The organism is Paraburkholderia sp. BR10923 (genome assembly GCF_040948765.1).
Taxonomy (GTDB): Bacteria; Pseudomonadota; Gammaproteobacteria; order Burkholderiales; family Burkholderiaceae; genus Paraburkholderia; species Paraburkholderia youngii.
Window position 1 is genome coordinate 37,361 of sequence record NZ_JBFPKO010000010.1, and the last position, 18,955, is coordinate 56,315.

The following is an 18,955-nucleotide window of genomic DNA, read 5'->3' on the forward strand; positions in this document are numbered from 1 at the left end:
CCGGATTGGGTTTGGCACTCGGTGCATTTGCCGCTCAAAAGGTCGTGGGGGGAATGATCGGGGCAGGCGTTGGCGGATTCGTGTTTGGACAAACGACCGTACTTATCGCACGATCTCATTACAAAAGTCTACTTCTGGGACGCGAAGGCTGATTGAGAGCACACGCGAAAGCTCAAAGCACGATATCAGTTAGACGGAATAGATCCCACATTATTGGCTAACGGATGCAAACGAATCTGCCGCCTTTGCCGTTGCAGAAATTCACGCCTTGCCAGTGGAATTGATAAAGCCCAAGCATCACCAGCAGGACGCTCAAGACCAATAGAAGCATAAGTGCCTTGTTCATTCGGTTCTCCAGGAACACGTGCTTGACATCTTAGCGTGAAGTGAATCTGCTTTGGAGAAATGCGAAGATTCCTTCGGGGTCGAACTAGAGCCGACCGCGTGGGGCAGCGGCCGGCCCATTAGCCGCCGGTCGATGTCGTCGTGCAGTTTGGCTGCCGAGGTCTCGTTCGCCCTCGCTCAATGGCCGGTCTCCGGCGAGCAAATTGCGGAGGGCACTGCCTTAACCCGGCAAGGAATCGGAGGGCATCGGCCGTCAGTTTGGTGACAATCGGAACGGGGACGGCCTCCGGTAGACTGCAATTCTTGCGCAACCTCGTCGCGATAGCATGGACTCCCAGCTTTTCATCATTTGCGGACTTACATTCGTACTCGACGTCATCGCGACGCTGGCCTACGCGGTACGGATCGCAGGTGTTCGCACGCGGCGTATCGCCGTGTCGTTCTCTCTGTTCGGGATCATCGCCCTTGTCTCCAGAACGGCGAACTCGTTTCAAGGGCCGTTCATAGCCAAGCGCGTAGAGCTTGATATCGCTCAGCATCTGGAGGGTGGGCTGCTCAGTGATTTTCGGCTCTTTCTGGTTACAGCCACTGCGGCAAGTATAGTCGGCGCGTTGCTGATCCCAACGTTCCAGCGCTATTTCAGTCGCGCAGTCGAGCACTTCCAAGCCAATCGTTCATTGCCGCGCCTTTTGCTCCACATTTTCAGTCGCGGCGGCATCAACTATATGCGTGACGGTGCACGCATCCCGTCACGCCAAAACATCTCTCAACTGACGAGCGGTGCGGGTGTCTCTGGAAGGGTGATAGCTCTCAACGTCTTCGCGATGGCCATCTGGACGGTCGGCGTTTTCGCGTCACTCTACGCGGGATACCTGAAACCAGATTTGCGCGTGACGTGCGCCAATCTGTCGTCGGTCATTAATGGATTTGCGACTGTGGTTCTGGCGGTGGCAATCGACCCGCAGGTTTCTGTCATGACGAACGACGTGATAGAAGGCCGGATCTCCGAGCATTCGCATTTGCGAATGTCCTCGTTGCCCCATACCCGTTGTGAACGTCAGTGAAGCGACGCCGACCAGTTATATTGGCCGAATTCTGTGCGTAGCTCGTCCGACACATTGTGGAGTAATGCGACCAGCCCCACGGCAGGCACGAGGGGAAGCGTTGGACAACGCCTACCCGCATGCCACCTGTTTCTCGCAACCAGGCGAGGACCACCGCGCCTGTCGCCGACACCGAACACACGGGTCGGGTGGTGTACTGCAGAGATGCACCATGCACTGTAGCGGAACTGAAAGAACCATCGCGTAGGATCGCTAGCCCATGCGCTTGATAGCGTGGCTGCGTTTAACAATCCCTGGAGGTATCCGTGGAAACTTACGTACTTTTCGGCGGCGTTATAGCAATCGGCACAGCCATTGCGATCTGGGGAATCTGGAATCTCAGGTGACGCGTACCCTTCAGGTTATCCCAGATCCCTGAGGCATGCAGAAACACCCAGGAATTGGGTGAACAATCAGGTTGTTCGTTGTTTGACAGATTAGTCGACCAGACTCCTTTGTCGGGCACCGATCCCTGTTTCCGGCGTGTGCTTGCCGGCCTACTCTTCCCGAAGGAGATAGGCCATTTTTTCTGCCACGCGACTTCGAGCGGCGTGCCGCTGAGGTTTCTGCTGGAATGGACATTTTGTTTCCTCCCCTCGTGACGGGTTGTCGAAACGAAAATGCTTGGCTCCGGAAGGCGAGAGGCCGTCAGTGGTGGAACGACCGCCCCTCGCGTTTGGCGGAACACAGCGAGGCGCTCAGGAGAAAAGCGATTTCAGACGGTGCCAGAAGGTGGCGAACCGATGCGATTCATGGGGTCCCAGCGACAGCATCGCGTCGTAGTGAAGGCGCGCTTCATCGACGTGTGGCAGGTTCGACAGGAGGAGGCCGAAGTTCATGATCTTGCTCCGTGCGTCTGGCTCGACGCGTGATTGTGGAAAGCCAGCAGACACGGGCACGGGACGACGCGTCAAATAGACCCGGTCGTGGCCTACCTGCTTTCCTCGGTTAATGATCGAGGTGAATGCCATAAGGGATCACTGTCACTGTCCAGCATTTCGACTCCGTTCTGCTTCAAGTTCGCATGTAGCGATTGCTGCACGCGTGTTTCACTGCGCGCCGGTTTCCGAATGGATTGACCGGACGCGAACGAGCGCGCTGCGAGTTCAGTCTGGCGGCGCGATGCCATGCGATGCGCCCGAAGGCGGCTCCGCATATTGTTAATCAACAGGGTGCACGGGAATATGGCTACGACGCGCACCGTCTGCCTGCTGGCAGGACGGCGGCTGGGAAAGGCGGGCGCGAACGTCTTGCCGGTCAGGCAGCGAACTGGTTCGAAGGTCGACTACTGCAAGAGTCCAAGGCACGGCCCCCCTTTGTGAAGACTCTTAAGTTTAGGAGACGAACAAAGGACAGGTCCATGTAAATTCGTAAGCGTAACCGTATATTTTGCGTAAACGACGGTCGTTGTCAGGCGCTCTGTTTATGGATCTTTCGATGACCGATTGGGCATCGCGGCGCCGGTTCAAGCTGGATTTGCAAAGAGTCCATCAAATGTTTCAAGCAGCGTTTTCCCTTGCTCGGTCAGCACGGGCAGACCTCCATTCTCTCCATCCCACTCAAGGTCGATCAGCCGTTGTTCGAGCAGCGTTTTGAACTCGCATCTCTCCCTGTCGATCTGTGCCGGCGCGTTTCGTACCAGCACCAGCGTTGCATATTCGTGCGGACTTAGCATGTGTTCCCCTTCATTGAATCGGGCTGGCGAAGCAATCATCTTGAGCGGGTGACGTCTCGGCAATCTCTCCGGATTCGATGCTCATTCCGGCACGGGTTCGGCGTCCCTTGCCGACCAGCTGATACTGGACACGCCCTTCTCCATGCTGATTCGACTCGCCATCAGTTCCAGCTTCGACTGGTACTTCGGATGCACGCGTATGGTCGCCGTGACCGCGACACGCGACCCGTCACCGTCGACGTCCTGGCTAACGAGGCTCTGGAACGACAACGGCTGTGAGTGCATCGAATTCGAGAGCACCGTGCGGATATGAATTTCGTCCTGTTCCCGGCACACGACGCTCAGAACGTATTCGCGGACAAGGTCGGCAGCCGACACCGGTGCAGCGTTGATGGCGTGGCTGACCTCGCGCAGCAAGGTGTTGGTCAACAGCACGAGCGCTGTCCCCGCAATGGCCGGACCGAAGTGTCCAGTGCCGCAGAGCACACCTACGGCGGCCGCGCACCACAGGGTCGCCGCAGTATTGATGCCCTGGATTTCACCCTTGTCGCGCATGATGACACCGCCGCCGAGAAACCCGACACCGGACACGACATAAGCGGCAATCCGCGTTACACCGGATTCACCGTTTCCGGTCAGCATCCCCAGCGTAACGAAGAGACACGCGCCACACGTCACCAGCGTGACGGTCCGCAGTCCCGCCGTGCGCTGGCGTATTTGCCGCTCCAGACCGATGGCTACGCCACATCCAAAGGCGGCAAGCAGGCGCCAGATGAATTCAGCAGTCATCTCGTGGACTCCTGATGCAGTAGCACGGAGCGTTTTCGCGGCGCCTGGCGGTACAGGTCAGCGCTGAAGCGCCAACGGCCCATACGTGACCGTAGCTGAACCGTCCTTCCGTGACGGGACCGGCGTCAAAGCGCCTCCGCCGCAAAACCGGACCAGTCCCGGCAGCGATACGCCCCCCATCCGACTCTTTGACATTAACGCCCGGACGAGGGCCGGCACCCGCCTCACCCGCCTGAGCGGCCTGTCACGCCATGCAGGGCCCGCTGTTTACGAGCTGCATGCGCTTTCGCAAAAATCGCCCACCGTGCGTTTGTACGAAGGGGCAGACGTGCGTCTGCCCCTTTCAGCTTTAGTGAATGGCCATCTGCACGACCTTCACGATGACGAGACCCACCGCGACGACGAGATAGGTGCGAAGCACGCCCATCCAAACACGTGCCGACAGCGTCAGGTGCTGCGGCGCCGGCAGGTCTTCGAGCGGCGGCATGCGCCACGTGTTGCGTAACGCCTTCTGAGCCGGCTTGTTGATTGCCGGCGCGTCGTCGGCGGCAGCTGTGCTACGGGCCTTCCGCGAGAGTTCCACCGCGGCATAAACGGCAGTGGCAAGCCCGCATCCGCCCGCGAGAATCTTGACGATAGCCGCACCGCTGATGTCCGGATACACGGTGGCGGCCGTCAGGATGATCGACAGGACGACGAGCACGGCGATGACGGCGCCCGTGAACACGTTCAACTTCTTCGAGTTCACCCACGGGCCGAGCACCGCCTTGTCATTGCACAACAGCAGCAGGAACACGGTTGCGCTCGGCAGCAGTACGCCCGCGAGCGTCTGCACAGCTTCAGTCAACAGGCCAAGCGGGCTGCCCGGCATCAGCACGAGGGCGGCAGCGAGCGCAATGATGCCGAAGTAGACGAGATAGAAGCCCTTCGCGTCGAGCACGCTACGATGCAGTGAGTGTTTGACCTTGAACACATCGCCGATCGCGTAGGCGGTCGAGAGCGAAACAGCGGCAGCGCCGATGATCGACGCGTCGAGGAGCGCGACGGCGAAAATCGTCGCCGACGTCTGGCCCACGTACTTGTGGAGACCCGCAATCACGCCACCCGCATCAGTGAAGTTGCCGAACTCGGGCCGGCCTTCAAAGAGCGCAGCCGTGAAGGCCATCATTGCCACGGCGCCGATGATCACGAACGCGATGCCGATCCAGAGGTCGGCCTTTTCGTATTTCATGAAGCGCGGCGTGATCCGCTTGTCGATCACATAGCTCTGCTGGAAGAACAGCTGCCACGGTGCGACGGTCGTGCCGACGATGCCGATGACGAGCAGCATCACATCGGAGAGCTTCGAATTCTTCGGCCAGGTCGGCACGAGGAAGTCGCGCGCGATGACGCCGACAGGCGGGTGTATCGAGACGAGCACCGGGATCAGCAGGAGGCTCAACAGGCACAAGACGATCGCGAAGCGTTCGAAGCGCCGGAAATCGCCGGTACTGACCGCGGCCATCGTCAGGACCGCGGCGATGCAAACGCCCAGAACCTTCGACACACCGAGAAAGTCGAGTGCGAACGTAATGCCGATGAACTCGGTGACGATCGTCAGTGCGTTGAGCAGGAAGAGGTCGATGACGCTGAAGGCACCCCAGAACTTGCCGAAGCGTTCGAAGATGAGGCGGGCGTGACCGACGCCGGTCACGGCACCGAGGCGCAGCACCATTTCCTGGTTGACGTAGAGAACCGGGATCAGGAGAGCGAGCGTCCAGAGCAGCGACGTGCCGTAGTTCTGCCCCGCCTGCGTATAGGTGCCGAATGCGCCCGCATCGTTATCGCCGACCATGACGATGAGACCGGGGCCGAGGATGGCAAGCAGCGTGCGCAGGCGCGCCATCCAGTTGCTGCGCGGGGCCGTGTCGTGGTGGGCGATCGTGCCGAAGGCGCCTTTGATATCGCCGACATGAGCGTCGTCGAGCACAGCGGCGCGGCGCTGCGCGATGTTTGCTGGTGTGGTGGACATTTGGACTTATTCCTTATCGGTGACGCTTGAAATCGGCGCTGAAAAACGTGGCGCCGCCATGCCACATGCCGGAGTTCGAGCCGGTGTGCGTACGACGGGCAGGCAGGCGGCCACGCGAGGCAACGTTAGTGAGCGAGTTTCCTGAGCGCCGCCCGGATGGCGGTGATCATGCGGGCCGTTGCATGCGAACGGGCGTCGAGCGCCAGCATGCCGTTGTAGTGCGAGCGGGCCTCTTCGACGTGCGGGAGCTGCGAAACGAGGAGAGCGAAGTGCATGGTGATTCCTCCAATAGCTTGAAACGTGGCGCCTTCGACCAGGCCGGCCTTCGTTTCAGTTCACGCAGACCGAGGTGCTCGGGTGTGCGGGAGGAACGTATGCGGCGAGGATGTCAGGCGGAGCGAGCAGCGTTCTGCGGGAACGCATGGTGAGTCGTACAGGAACAAGGCTCAGGGTCGGGCATCGTGAACTCCTCTGTCGTTTGTATCCGGTTCGCGTTGAACGGACGTGGGTAACCGCACGCAGGCTCCGCGCGACATTGGGTGCGCGAAAACGGCGTGAACAAGCGGCGCCGCGAGCCAAAGGCTCGACGCGCCGGGTCGCAGGGACGAATGTGCGTTACAACGCACGCGTCAAGCGACGGCGGCCAATCGAAGAGATGCGCGGGGAGAAACTGCGAAAGCTACTGCGGCGCGCACCGTCTGCCTGCTGGCAAGACGGCGGCTAAGAAAGAATCCAGGCGGGCGTCGTGCCGGTCAGGCAGAAAAACTGTTCGAAGGTCGACTACTGCAACTGTCCAAGGCATATGCCCCTTTCGTGGAAACACGCGAATTCTAGTGATGTCGCGCGAGCCGAGTCAACGACTATTTCGAAGATTTTTCTTTCGATTCCGTTACCTGGCGTGGATGCAAATCATTTTTGCTCACATCTTCGTAGTGCATCATCGCAGCGGTGAGTGCTGCGCCTGCGGCCTTGCATACGAACACCGCCGGCAACGCCCGTGCATTGAGCTTGACTACCCCCCTGGACGCGGCATGGCAATGTGATTGAGGTCGCTTATGCGGGCCACTCAGCACTGCATAGCAATTTCTGCTTGCGCGCTCGCGAATGGCGCGCATAGAATTCGCCCTGTCTTGAAACAGGAGAGTCCTTCGTGGACGCAAGCCCTAACAGTCGATCTTGTACGCCGGCCTGTGCCGGCACCCAGCTTGCAATCGCGCGTTAGCGACGCCGGACCATACTCCCCGCCGCTGGCCCCGATTGTCGGGTCAGCGCGCTTCTTCAGGACCGCCATTGCGGTCTGCCTGTAGCTCGCTCCCTTTTCTGCATAACAACGCCCACGGCGCTTAACTTCGCTGACGGTGCGTCACTTATCGAACGTTGCGTGGCCTGGCCGGGCTCGACGGGAGTTGAATCATGTATATCGAACGCTTTCTGCGGGTCTCACGCGCTTTTTTGCGTGCGTCACCGGCCGCCGCTGCGCACCGGGAATTTGGCGGGCATAGCCAGCTCTGGCGGCACACCATCGCCCGCGCAGGCGAGGCAGTGCAACGCGACGCCTCAGTCGCGGCCCTCTGGACGACGTCAGGACGCAACGTCCGCGGTACATCATGGCCGGCCTGAGCTGTCGCTCGTCGCGAAGGCGACTGGACAGGACTGTGGCCCAACTACGGGTGGACGCCGGGTATCTCCCTGCTTCGGTGTCGCTCGCTCATCAGTTCGTTTCCCAGAAGAAAGCAAAATGATCTCCTTTGGCACGTTCTTACAAAACGACAACGGCATCGACACGCGGTGCCTCCTCGCTCCGTCTTCGCGCCTCAAGCCAGCCTGCGTTGCGGCAACGCTGTTAGTCGCACTGGCTGCCGGCACGATTGCTCCGGCTTACGCGCAGTCGGAAGCTGTCGCCCCGACAGCGTCTGACCACGACTCAACTGCAGCCCCGAACACCGACGCAAACAGCACGCCGGCCGACTCCGCCGCCGCGCCGACCGGCTTCTGGGAGCGCTCGAACCTGCTAGGCGACATGGGCGGACTGCGCACGCTGTTGGGCGACCACGGTGTCACGTTCAGCGCGCAGGAAACAAGCGAGCTCTACGGAAATTTCTCCGGCGGTCTTTCCAGGGGCGCTTCATACAACGGTGTCACACAATTCGGCCTCAACGTTGATACCGACAAGGCGTTCGGGCTGAAGGGCGGCACATTCTTCGTCGATGCCTTGCAGATTCATGGACACGGCATCACGGCTGCACGCCTGAATTCGCTGCAAGCGGTGAGCGGTGTCGAGGCCGAAGCGACGACGCGTTTGTGGGAGCTCTGGTACCAGCAGGCGTTCGGCGACAGGTTCGACGTAAGGATCGGCCAGCAGAGCCTTGATCAGGAATTCATCATCAGCCAGTACGGCAGCACATTTGCGAACGCGACATTCGGCTGGCCCGTGCTGGCCGCCACCGCCTTGCCTGCGGGCGGTCCCGCCTATCCGCTATCGTCGCTTGGAGTACGCCTGCGGTTCAAACCGAGTGATTCGATGACGATTCTGGGTGGCGTCTTCGATGGCAACCCTGCGCCGGGCAACGGCGACCCGCAGCAGCTCAACCCCAACGGTACCCAGTTCAACCTGCACAACGGCGCAATGCTGATCGGCGAAGTCCAGTACACGATCAATCAATCGCCGCCGAGCGGGTCCGGTGCGACAGTGCCGAGCGGGTTACCTGGCACTTACAAGCTGGGCTTCTGGTACAACAACAATCACTTCGCGGATCAACACCTCGACACAAACGGCATTTCACTCGCGAGCCCCGCGTCGAACGGCGTGCCGGCCACGCATCGCGGCAACTTTAGCATCTACGCCGTCGCAGACCAGATGGTGTGGCGCCCAAGTGCCGACAGCCCGCAATCGGTCGGCGTGTTCACGCGTGTGATGGGCGCGCCGGGCGACCGTAACCTGCTCGACTTCAATGTCAACGCAGGAATCGTGCTGAAAGCTCCGTTCAAGGGCCGGGACAACGACTCGGTCGGGCTTGCGCTCAGCTACGCGAACGTCAGCTCGAGTGCGAGCGCGCTCGATCGTGATATCGCAGCCTTCCAGACGCCGGGCTACCCCGTGCGCTCGGCGGAAACGGTGATCGAGGCGACGTACCAGTACCAGGTTGCACCGTGGTGGCTACTGCAGGGTGAATTCCAGTACATCGTCCATCCGGGCGGCGGCATCCCTGATCCGAACAACAATGGTGCACGCATCGGCAATGAGGCCGTGGCCGGACTGCGGACGGTCGTGACGTTCTGATCGTTTGGGATTTTGAAGCAACAGGGGCCGCCAGCGATGCAGCGGGCTCCTGATATGTGGTCTCTCGTACGAGGCCTCCCTGCGGACACGGCTGCGCCATTGGCGGAAGAAGACTGTCAGAGTCAAACCCGCTCGGACGTATCGGACGGGCTCGGCGGCATGTTCTGCGGCCGGAGGAATACCACAGCCGATCAGCGAGCCGGCGAGCAGCCCCGTGAGCACGCCCTCGTTCGGCGTCGCTCATCCCCTCTCGCTTCAGTCGAACCGCAGCATGCCGGGTTTTCCCTTGCAGAAGGACCACATGGCAACGTCACGAAAGTGACACTTCTCCGTTGCCCCCTAGTCGGTTTACGGTTCATTGGAGCGTTCCATGAAATCAAGCGAGTTTTTCGAAGATTCTGAGGATACCCAATACACCCTCTCTGAAAGAGCAGCCGCCGCGTCGCGAAGCACATGGGTCAGTGTCGGAGTAAACCTGATGCTCACCGTCACACAGGTTGCCGCCGGCGTCCTTTCGCATTCTCAGGGTCTGATTGCGGATGGCGTTCATTCGCTTTCCGACCTTCCATCACAGCAAGATGGGCGCGGACAAGGAGCACCCGTATGGTCACCAGCGGTCCAAGACTGCCGCGTCCCTGGCGGTGGGTGTTCTGCTTGCTGCTGTCGGCGTTGGCATGATCTGGTCGGCTTTTCGGAAACGACATGATCCTGGTCGACGCACATATCGAGGTCGATGCCTCGATTTCAGTGGTAGCTGGGCATGACATCGCCGTCGACGCCCGTGCGCGCGTCCTGGATAGACACCGGGTGCTCAATGTCATGACCCATGTCGATCCACGCCGGTACTCGATCCAGAGCGAGCCAGCCGCGGAAGATCCCCTTTGATCAATCGCGTGCCCGCTCTATCCGTGGGCCGTAACAACGCCTCGCGTATTTCGCGCCATGTTCACTTCACGCAAAACCTCATAGATTGATCTGACCGCCCGCCAACGAGCAACTTGCACAGGAAGACGTGCAGTTAGCGTTGGCAAAGTTTCATGCAGAACTGAGTCTGCTCAGGGTCGATCACGGAAATTCAGAACCGACTCAGCAGCGCTGGTTCGCTGCTTCGTCTCGAACTACTGGGTTCGGCCGGCAACGGTCGGCGGTTCTTTGTGCTCGGACGACCGCTCGCATCGCAGCGTCGGTTCTGAATGCCACTGACGCGTACTTTGCACCAGCGAGATTGCACGCAGCCTGTTCCTCGGGGCCGCCTTATTGTTGGGATCGATCCTCCGGGTTTTCGAGGTTGAGGCAGCACGACTTGAAAAGCCGACCGCCAGCATCTAACGTTCTTCGCAGGCTCCCGAGGAGACGGCCATGGCAAGAATCGAAGCAAAGCTGGCGGAGATGGGACTGACGTTGCCGCAGACGCTAAAGATGCCTGCAAACGTAAATATGTCATTGCCATTTGCATGGGTGCGCGTGAGCGGCACACGGGCGTTTGTCTCAGGACACGTGCCGCTCAGCCTCGATGGGACGCTTGCGCAACCGGTCGGTAAGGTCGGCGCCGAAGTTTCTTCAGACGAAGGCTACGCAGCAGCACGCCTTGTGGCGCTTGCCCAGTTGGCGAGTCTTCAGAAGGCGCTCGGAGATCTGGATCGCATTACGGCCTGGGTACGCGTATTCGCAATGATCAACGCAGCGCCCGGTTTCGACCAGATGCCACGGATTGCAAATGGCTTCTCGGATTTGATCCTTGAACTGTTCGGGCCGGACATAGGTATGCATGCACGTTCAGCCGTCGGCGTCGCGCTCCCTCTGAACGTGCCCGTCGAATGCGAAGCGGAAGTTGAGATTGACGGACTGCGCCTGTAATCGAGGATTGCCGCCGAGAGCCGGTCTCATACGCGCGTATAGGAACCATCGTCTCGGGTCGATCCAAGAACCGACGGTCAGGGACAGCATCTGGGTGACTCAGAAAGGTCGGTTTGGCGCATTCGCCGACCGCCGGTGGCGGCCTGGTGCCAGCGTACTGTTTGCGACGCAAGCATGTCAGACGAGCGCTTGTCTCTGTTGAAGGCCATCGTGTCGAGCAGGCGAAGCGTCCTACTCATGGAAGAAGACGGCCGCAAGCACACTGTCGCAGCCGTTTTATTCACCGCTTCCTGCTGTTGCCGGTTAGTTCTCGAACTGTCGAATCGTCGCGTTATACGCACGCGCTGCCATCTCGTCCAACGGCAGTTTGCGCTCGACTTCGGACAGAATTTCGACGCCCCATGGACCATCGAAGCCCGTTGCCTGAACGGCCTTGATGAATCCCTTCACGTCAAGCACGCCTTCACCCGGCAGGCGGCGCTTGTGGATGGTGTCCATCCACAGCGGCTCGATTGCATAGTGGTCGGCGTCGTCGAGTTCAATCCCCTTGATGAATTCCGGCTTGATCGTGGCGATCTCCTTGAAGTCGACGTTGCCACGGCTCAGATGCCAGATATCGAGCAACAACCCCGCGTTCGCCTTGTTCGCCCCCTCGACGATGGCCTTACCCGTTTCAATCGTGCGTACGTTGCTGAACGGCATGATTTCCAGCATGACTTGCGTGCCGCGCTTCTCCGCATCTTCGGCCAGCTTGCCAAACTCATCGACCATGAGCGGGACATTTGCAGTCTCCTCGCCGATGCCGGGGCCGACCTTCACAATGCGGGCGCGAAGTTCTTCCGCAGCCTTGAGATAGTAGTAACGCATGCTGTCGGACGTGCGGCGTCGCTCACCGGTTTGATACCAGTCGACGAGAAACTCGAACTCAATGTGCTTGATGTCGTTGGCTTCAAGAATTCGGCGCATTTCCGGAAAGCCAATCTTGTCAGCAGTCGCGTAGATATCGGAGTGAATCAGACCGATGCCATCCCAACCTGCCTTGGCGGCGGCTTCAACGCGGTCTTTAAAGCTGAACGGACTGATTTCGGTCGGGCCGAATGGAAAGACATCACCGGACAGCGTGAAGTAGGCGGCAACAAGCTCGACTTTGGACCTGGACATTTGAACCCTCATGAAGGACGCTGCGACGAACCCAACGCGGGAGTCGCCTAGAGACGATGTCCATCACTATCACGTAGAAGCTGCGGGAGATAAACAGACCAGAAATCGTCTTTCCGTAGAGCGAAAGTTGACAATCCGCTCACGCGTGCTAACCCAGCTCGCTGGCTCGATTGTTCGGGCTTGGCGCCCCTATCGCTTGGGGAGCGCGATGATTCTTCCGGTGGGAGGAAATAACTTTTCGTTCTGTTGCATTTTTCTTTCCAATGCGAACCCTTACTGTGCACTCCACCACAACACGGAAACCCGCTCGGCGATTCGACCGGGCCTTCAGGAGACACAGCATGAACTTGCGCAAATCCGTTATCTCTTGTCTCGCTCTTGGGACTATCGCGGCCGCTCTCAGTACAGGCGCCAATGCGGCGAATCAGCCGCACGTCGCTTTGCTCATGCCGACCCAGAGCGTTGAATACTGGGCGCTCTACGTCAAGGGCTTTGAAAAGGAGGCTCAGGCACAAGGATTCAGGCTCGATGTGAAGGTAACCAACTACGACCCGAACGAGCAGGCGACCCAGGTTGAGCAGACACTCGCTCAGAAGCCTGATGTCATCGTCCTCGTGCCCGTGGATTCGAGCGCGATGGTCCCGTCCATTCGCAAGATTGACCAGGCGAAAATCCCGCTCGTCATTTCCAACTCAATGCCCGACCAAAAGTATTCGCGCTACTGGAAAGTCTTCACCGGGCCCAATGACATCAGTAACGGTCAGGTCGCCGCGAAAGCGATGATTCAGGGATTCAAGGACAAGGGTTACGGGGACAAAGGGAAGGTCATCGTCATCAACGGCCAGATGGGTACGCCTCCTCAGATACAACGGTACCAAGGCTTCGTCGATGAGTTGAAGAAGGATGCTCCGGGTATCGAGGTGGTGGGCGCACAGCCAGCGGACTGGGATGCAGTGAAAGCGGAGGCAGCAGCATCTGCTCTTTTAACTCAGTTCAAGGATGTGAAAGGGGTCTACACGGAGAACGACTCGCAACTTCGTGGAGTGGTGACGGCCGCACAGAGACTTGGACTGGACCCTTCGAAGCTCGTGATTGTGGGGCACGGATGTGACTCTGGGGGGGTCGAGGCTATCTCGGCAGGCAAGGCATACGCAACAGTCGAGCAATCCCCCTTCGACGATGGCGCTTACGCGGCGAGGGCCGCGCAGGAACTCGCATCGGGCAAAACGCCGAAGGCAGTGCAGTATCTGCCAAACCCCGCGGCCACCAAGGCGAGCCTCAACGTCTGTTATTCCCAAAAGAAGTGATTTGCGCCGGCGGCTTTAGCCGCCGAGTCGTGAGTCGGACAAAACTGCGACCCTGCGGGGGTCGCTTTAGCTTTGAACTGGAGACAACAATGAGACGCGAGATTGGTGTAGCCGTGATTGGAACTGGCTTTATGGGCAAAGCGCACGCACTTGCGTACCGAGCGGTGCCGAATGCTTTCCCGAACTCGTTGAAACCGCGACTGGTTGCGGTGGCCGATGTCAGCGAGGCAGGTGCGCGGCAAGCCGCGGAGCAATATGGCTTCGAGCGCGCAACGTGCGACTGGAAGACGTTGCTCGACGACTCGAGCGTGCAGGTGGTCTCAATCACAACGCCCTGCAGCTTGCATCGGGAAATGGCGCTTGCCGCGATTGCCGCCGGAAAGCATGTTCATTGTGAAAAGCCGATTGCGCCATCTGCCGCTGAGGCTCACGAGATGATGACAGCGGCCGAGGCTGCGAACGTCGTGACTCAAGTCGGCTACAACTACATCAAGAACCCAATCCTCAAGCTAGCGCGAGAAATGATTGCGTCCGGAGAACTGGGCGAAATCACGAGCTTCCGGGGCGTGCACGCAGAAGACTACATGGCGGACCCGGACATTCCCTACAGTTGGAGAGTAGACCCTCGGAACGGTGCCGGCGCTCTGGCTGAAATCGGCAACCATATCGTCGGTATGGCCCGCTTCCTTCTGGGCCCTATTGCCAAGGTGAACGCCCAACTCGAGACCGTGAATAAGACTCGCCCCGTCGCACCGGGGTCGGTCGAGGGTCGGGAGGTCAAGGTCGACGACATCGCGCGCTTGATTGTGAAGTTCGAGCGCGGGTGCTCGGGGTCAATCGAGGCTAACTGGGCCGCGACCGGGCGCAAGATGCAGCTTGAGTTCGAGGTGTACGGAACCAAGGGCGCGCTGTTGTTTAGCCAGGAGCGCTTCAACGAGCTGCAATACTTCAAGGCTGGCGCCGACCCGCGGACAGCAGGATTTGCCCGAATCGAAGCCGGCCCGGCGCATCCTCCTTACGATAATTTCACCGTGGCTGGGGGGCACCAGCTTGGCTTCAACGACCTGAAGACGATTGAAATGGCAGAGTTTCTAGCGGCCATCGAGCACAGGTCTCCCACGTTCCCCGACTTCCGCGAGGCTTGGGAAATCCAGCGGGTTGTCGATGCGGCGATACGGTCTTCGGCTGAAGGACAGCATATTCCTCTCTAAGAACGACTAGGGGTATCCAGGGTTGCGCGCGGTCTGTCAGGTATCGCGACCTGACTCCCGCGCGCTTTTTTTGCTGTTTGCCGGTGCCTCGGATATTTCCTGCCACCGGAAATATCATTTCGCCTCAGTGCATTTTTCTTTCCTGAGCGAACGAATAATCTGTGACTCAACAACAACGAAGCCGCTGAAGCGACTGCTGGAGACGACCTTCATTCCTGCGCACGCAGCGATTCCTTGATTCCTCTCCCAGTGAACCAACAGCGGCATCACTGATTCGACACCGCCATCAGGCAGGCCGAGACCTCAGGAGAAGTCCGCCTCAGCGTCGATGCAAGGCTTCGTTGTTCGGTATGTAAGCCGTCACCCAGTTTGAGCAGTTGCGAGAACAGTCAGGTGACCGTGACGGGTATTCGCCCGTGTCAGCGGATGGCAAAAGATTGTCCGCTTATGGAGGAAGACAATGCTGCAAGACGCTAAAAACGGCGCCGACACGCACGCCGTGCCGAAACTGCTTTGCGCTCGCAATTTAACGAAACACTACGGCGGCGTGAAAGCGCTCACGGGAGTCAGCCTGGAGTTGGCGCCTGGTGAGATTCACGCGCTGTGTGGGGAAAACGGAGCAGGCAAAAGCACATTCATCAAGATTCTTGGTGGCCTTGTTCAACCGGACGATGGCGAAATCACCGTCGACGGACATCAACTGAAGCTCGGTCATCGCACCGACCCCAAACTTATCTCAATCGTTCATCAGGAGCTTGCTATCGTCCCGACACTGTCGGTGCTCGACAACATCCTTCTTGGTGGCGCGGACCAGAGCGAAATCTACCGCCGAAGCCAATACCGCGATTCCGTTCGCGAACATCTGGATTCAGTCGGTCTGTCACACGTCAAGCTCGATTCGCCTGCATCGCGGCTCAGTCTTGCGGAATGCCAGCTCGTTGAAATCGCCCGTGGCATGTCGCGTCACGCGAAAGTGCTGCTTCTCGATGAACCTACCGCAACGCTGTCGGATGCGGAGATTGTCCGGGTGTTCGAGGTCGCACGCCGGTTGCGTGACCAGGGAACCGCTATGATTTTCGTGAGCCATCGACTTGACGAAGTGTTCGCGCTCACCGACCGCATTACGGTTTTCCGCAACGGCCAGCATGTCCTTACGCAGCGCACCGCTGACATGACGAGTGCCGAAGTGGTTAAGGCGATGATTGGCCGCGAACTCGTGCATAGCCAGGTCAAACCGCCCGAGAGTCGTGCCAATGTCACGCCGCGTCTCTCCATTGACAATCTGTCCGTTGCCGACAAGGTCAGGGACCTCTCGCTAGCTGTTGCGCCAGGAGAAATCCTCGCTGTGGTCGGACAATTGGGCTCGGGAGCGGAAGTAGTCGTCGAGGCATTGGCAGGCCTTCGAGGCGACATCTCCAACTCTGTGAAGCTCGATGGCGAGCGGGTCAAACTCGATGGCATCCGCAGTTCGCTGCGAGCTGGTATCGGATACGTTGCAGAAGACCGCGCAGACAAAGGCGTCTTCCTGGACGCACCGATTTCCATCAATATCACTTCCTCTGTCATGGCGAAGTTCAGCCGTGCTGGTGTGATGCGACAAACCGGGGAGCAGGAGGAGGCGCTACGGCTAGCGTCGATGTTCACCATCGACCCCAAGCGCCTTCCGCATGAAGTATCCACGCTTAGCGGTGGAAACCAACAGAAGGTCTCTCTTGCGAAGGCCGTGGCGCTGTCGCCGCGCCTGCTGCTACTGAATGAGCCGACGCGCGGCGTCGATATTGGAGCGCGCAGCGAAATCTACGCGACGCTGCGCAAGATGGCAGATGAAGGTCTTTCGATTGTCTTTTACTCGACGGACCTCGAAGAAATCCTCGAGCTTGCAGACACTGTGCTGACTGTCTTCCGAGGCCGCATGGTCCACCATAAGCCGAGATTCGAAATAGATGGCGACACCCTCCTGCATGACATCGTTGCGGGTGGCGGTGACGCATCTCATGGTCACGTCTCTTTCCGAAGCAATCATGTGGAGGTGGGTAATGCATAAGACTGCTCTTGAGCCCACTGCGCAAGTATCGTCAACTGCGCCGCGACGTTGGGCAGCAGCGCTGCTTGGAACAACCAGTATTCATGCTGCGTCGATTCGAATCGCAACCCTTCTTCTCATCGTCGCTGCCGCAGCCGTCGTTCCGCACTTCACCGAGTTTGGCAACGTTCAATCGCTGATGTATTCGGTTGCTGCGGTGGGTGTCGGCGCTATCGGGATGGCACTCATCACGCTCAGCGGAAATCTCTTCATGCTGTCGATGGGCGCGACAGCAGCGGTCTCGACCGTGATGTTTGCCGCGCTCATTCATCTCGGTCTGGGAGCGACACTTCTACTTGTGGTGCTGAGCGGTCTACTGATGGGTGCGGTGCAAGGCGCCATCATCGCCTTGGGTAAAGCGAACCCCATCATCACCACCATTGCCACTTCCTCAATCATCATCGGTGCTGGTGTCATCTACACCGGTGGATTGACCGTCATCGGGCGGGGTGACGCGACATGGCTCGGGCAAGGCAAGTTGTTTGGCTGGCTGCCGACCCAGATTGTCGTGTTGGCCGTCTTTGGTGCAATCGCGAGCTTCATCCTGCAAAAGTCACGAATTGGTCGTGAGATTCGACTGATTGGGATGCGAGCTGAAGTTGCGCGCATCGCTGGTCTCCGGTTGATGGCAGCGACGCTGGTTTGTTATGGGTTCGCTGGTGCTGCAGCTGCCCTCGCAGGCTCGTTGATTGCGTCGTCGTCGGCTCAAGGCAACCTGACGTACGACATTGACCTGGACTTCAACGCGATTGCCGCGGTGCTCGTTGGCGGAATCTCGATTCGCGGTGGACGCGGCCAAATCTCTGACGCGGTAACCGGCGCTATCTTCCTGGCAGCCATCAGCAACATCCTCCTCGTCAGCGGCGTGAGCTACGAGTATCAACTGGTGGCGAAGGGCATCGTGGTTCTCGCGGCGGTGGTGTTCGGCGCATTGCTTGCCCGGCTTGGTCCGGGACGGAAATAACAGGAGACTCGAAATGGAACAAGCTCAACGATTTCTCAATCTGGCCATCCGCCTTGTCTTGCTCGTGGGAATGCCTGTCATCTTCGGTTTTAGCGTTGACCACTACTTTTCGCAGGCGAATCTGTACGCGATTTTTCAAGCGTTCGCGTTCCTCGGGATTGTGGCGCTCGGTCTCTCCGTGACGATGGTTGCGGGCGAGTTTGACTTGAGCGTCGCTGCAATCTCGACGGTCGCGGGCCTGATTACCGTTAAGTTCGGTGGCGATAGCGCGTGGCTCGGCGTACTTTATGCGGTTGTCTTCGGTGTGGTGGTCGGCATTGCCAACGCGGCGTTGCTGCCTTGGCTTGGCGTCTCCTCGTTGGTGACAACCGTGGGCTCGATGATGTTCCTGACCGGAATAGGCTACTGGCTCGCGGGTGGACGCGTGCTGAGTTACGGCAACCTCGACGTCAGCGACTTCCTCGACCAGAATGTCCTTGCCATCTTTTCGCCGCGTAGCTTTATCACGATTGCCTGCTTTATTGTCGTAGCACTCTTCTTGCGCTATACCACCTTGGGACGGGAGATCTACGCCTCGGGGGGACATCGGAAGGCGGCAATTCAAAGCGGTGCGCGCGTGGGCAAGGCGTTGACAGTCGGCTTCGTCATCTCGGGCGGACTTTCGGCACTTGGCGGGGGCTTGCTCTCCCTAAGCCTTGCGACCGCCTCTGCAACGATGGGAAGCAACATACTGCTGCAGGCGGCCTCGGCGGCAATTGTCGGCGGCGTTGCATTAGGTGGCGGTATCGGCTCTCCGGTCGGCGTCGGGATGGGCGTGCTGATTCTTACTGTGCTGAACAACGGGCTCGGCCTCTTGAATGCGACGTCCACGCAGATTCTTCTCGTCAACGGCCTGTTGCTGCTTGTTGTCGTCTTGCTCGATGGTCGTCTGGGTGCGGTCTTGGCTGCTCCGCTCGGCCGATTCGCGCGAGGAAAGACAACCACTACGACTTAATCCACGGACACTGCAGTTCGGCCGACATGTCTCGGACCCGTCGGTCGTTTTTCATTTTTCGATTCAAGGTCAATCCGGTCGCGCGTCATAGTCGATTCATCGTCAGTCATTGCTGCGGCAGTTCGCAGGACGCGTCGAGGCTGCCAGGGCAACATGCGGGAAAGGCACTTGTGGG

Annotated in this window: 14 protein-coding genes and 2 pseudogenes; 9 read left to right on the plus strand and 7 right to left on the minus strand. The window is 59.2% G+C overall.

Features of this window, described 5'->3' with window-relative positions:
- Positions 1-217: 217 nt before the first annotated feature.
- Entirely contained in the window at positions 218-346 is a 129-nt protein-coding gene (locus AB3X94_RS20215) for a hypothetical protein (RefSeq protein WP_281375003.1), read from the minus strand.
- A gap of 325 nt (positions 347-671) precedes the next feature.
- On the opposite strand from AB3X94_RS20215, the pseudogene AB3X94_RS20220 reads away from it, so the two are divergent.
- A pseudogene (locus AB3X94_RS20220) lies at positions 672-1,361 on the plus strand (lipid II flippase Amj family protein); the annotation flags it as partial.
- A 785-nt stretch (positions 1,362-2,146) separates the two neighbouring features.
- Here AB3X94_RS20220 and AB3X94_RS20225 read toward each other — a convergent pair.
- The 5 genes from AB3X94_RS20225 to AB3X94_RS20245 form a co-directional block, all read right to left on the minus strand.
- Positions 2,147-2,287: a hypothetical protein gene (locus AB3X94_RS20225; protein ID WP_176107337.1), complete on the minus strand. Its 141-nt coding sequence runs from the start codon at positions 2,285-2,287 to the stop codon at positions 2,147-2,149.
- Between the two features lie 626 nt (positions 2,288-2,913).
- Entirely contained in the window at positions 2,914-3,123 is a 210-nt protein-coding gene (locus tag AB3X94_RS20230; protein WP_368612491.1) for a hypothetical protein, read from the minus strand.
- An 81-nt stretch (positions 3,124-3,204) separates the two neighbouring features.
- Positions 3,205-3,912, minus strand: a complete 708-nt coding sequence (locus AB3X94_RS20235; RefSeq protein WP_176107335.1) for an MgtC/SapB family protein — start codon at positions 3,910-3,912, stop codon at positions 3,205-3,207.
- Between the two features lie 349 nt (positions 3,913-4,261).
- Positions 4,262-5,923: an Nramp family divalent metal transporter gene (locus AB3X94_RS20240; RefSeq protein ID WP_176107334.1), complete on the minus strand. Its 1,662-nt coding sequence runs from the start codon at positions 5,921-5,923 to the stop codon at positions 4,262-4,264.
- A gap of 125 nt (positions 5,924-6,048) precedes the next feature.
- The gene (locus AB3X94_RS20245) at positions 6,049-6,198 is read right to left on the minus strand and encodes a hypothetical protein (protein WP_176107333.1); all 150 of its coding nucleotides are present in this window, start codon (positions 6,196-6,198) and stop codon (positions 6,049-6,051) included.
- 1,463 nt (positions 6,199-7,661) lie between these two features.
- On the opposite strand from AB3X94_RS20245, the gene AB3X94_RS20250 reads away from it, so the two are divergent.
- From AB3X94_RS20250 to AB3X94_RS20260, 3 genes and pseudogenes are all read left to right on the plus strand, one after another.
- Complete coding sequence (locus AB3X94_RS20250) at positions 7,662-9,203, plus strand: carbohydrate porin (protein ID WP_176107332.1); 1,542 nt, start codon at positions 7,662-7,664, stop codon at positions 9,201-9,203.
- A 370-nt stretch (positions 9,204-9,573) separates the two neighbouring features.
- Positions 9,574-10,088, plus strand: a pseudogene (locus AB3X94_RS20255) (cation transporter).
- Between the two features lie 474 nt (positions 10,089-10,562).
- Positions 10,563-11,060 (plus strand): RidA family protein, encoded by a 498-nt coding sequence (locus AB3X94_RS20260; RefSeq protein WP_176107331.1) that lies wholly within the window; start codon positions 10,563-10,565, stop codon positions 11,058-11,060.
- A 303-nt stretch (positions 11,061-11,363) separates the two neighbouring features.
- Here AB3X94_RS20260 and AB3X94_RS20265 read toward each other — a convergent pair whose 3' ends face one another.
- Positions 11,364-12,221 (minus strand): sugar phosphate isomerase/epimerase, encoded by an 858-nt coding sequence (locus AB3X94_RS20265; protein ID WP_176110523.1) that lies wholly within the window; start codon positions 12,219-12,221, stop codon positions 11,364-11,366.
- Between the two features lie 341 nt (positions 12,222-12,562).
- Between AB3X94_RS20265 and AB3X94_RS20270 the strand changes: the two genes are divergently transcribed.
- The 5 genes from AB3X94_RS20270 (at position 12,563) to AB3X94_RS20290 (ending at position 18,780) form a co-directional block, all read left to right on the plus strand.
- The gene (locus tag AB3X94_RS20270) at positions 12,563-13,528 is read left to right on the plus strand and encodes a sugar ABC transporter substrate-binding protein (protein ID WP_368612492.1); all 966 of its coding nucleotides are present in this window, start codon (positions 12,563-12,565) and stop codon (positions 13,526-13,528) included.
- Positions 13,529-13,617: 89 nt separating this feature from the next.
- Positions 13,618-14,739, plus strand: coding sequence for a Gfo/Idh/MocA family protein (locus AB3X94_RS20275; RefSeq protein WP_368612493.1), 1,122 nt, complete (start codon positions 13,618-13,620; stop codon positions 14,737-14,739).
- 460 nt (positions 14,740-15,199) lie between these two features.
- Positions 15,200-16,783, plus strand: a complete 1,584-nt coding sequence (locus AB3X94_RS20280) for a sugar ABC transporter ATP-binding protein (protein ID WP_368612494.1) — start codon at positions 15,200-15,202, stop codon at positions 16,781-16,783.
- A complete protein-coding gene (locus tag AB3X94_RS20285; RefSeq protein WP_368612495.1) occupies positions 16,776-17,786 on the plus strand; it encodes an ABC transporter permease in 1,011 nt (336 codons plus the stop codon). The genes AB3X94_RS20280 and AB3X94_RS20285 overlap by 8 nt, the downstream gene beginning before the upstream one ends.
- A gap of 13 nt (positions 17,787-17,799) precedes the next feature.
- Positions 17,800-18,780, plus strand: a complete 981-nt coding sequence (locus tag AB3X94_RS20290) for an ABC transporter permease (protein WP_368612496.1) — start codon at positions 17,800-17,802, stop codon at positions 18,778-18,780.
- Positions 18,781-18,955: the final 175 nt, after the last annotated feature.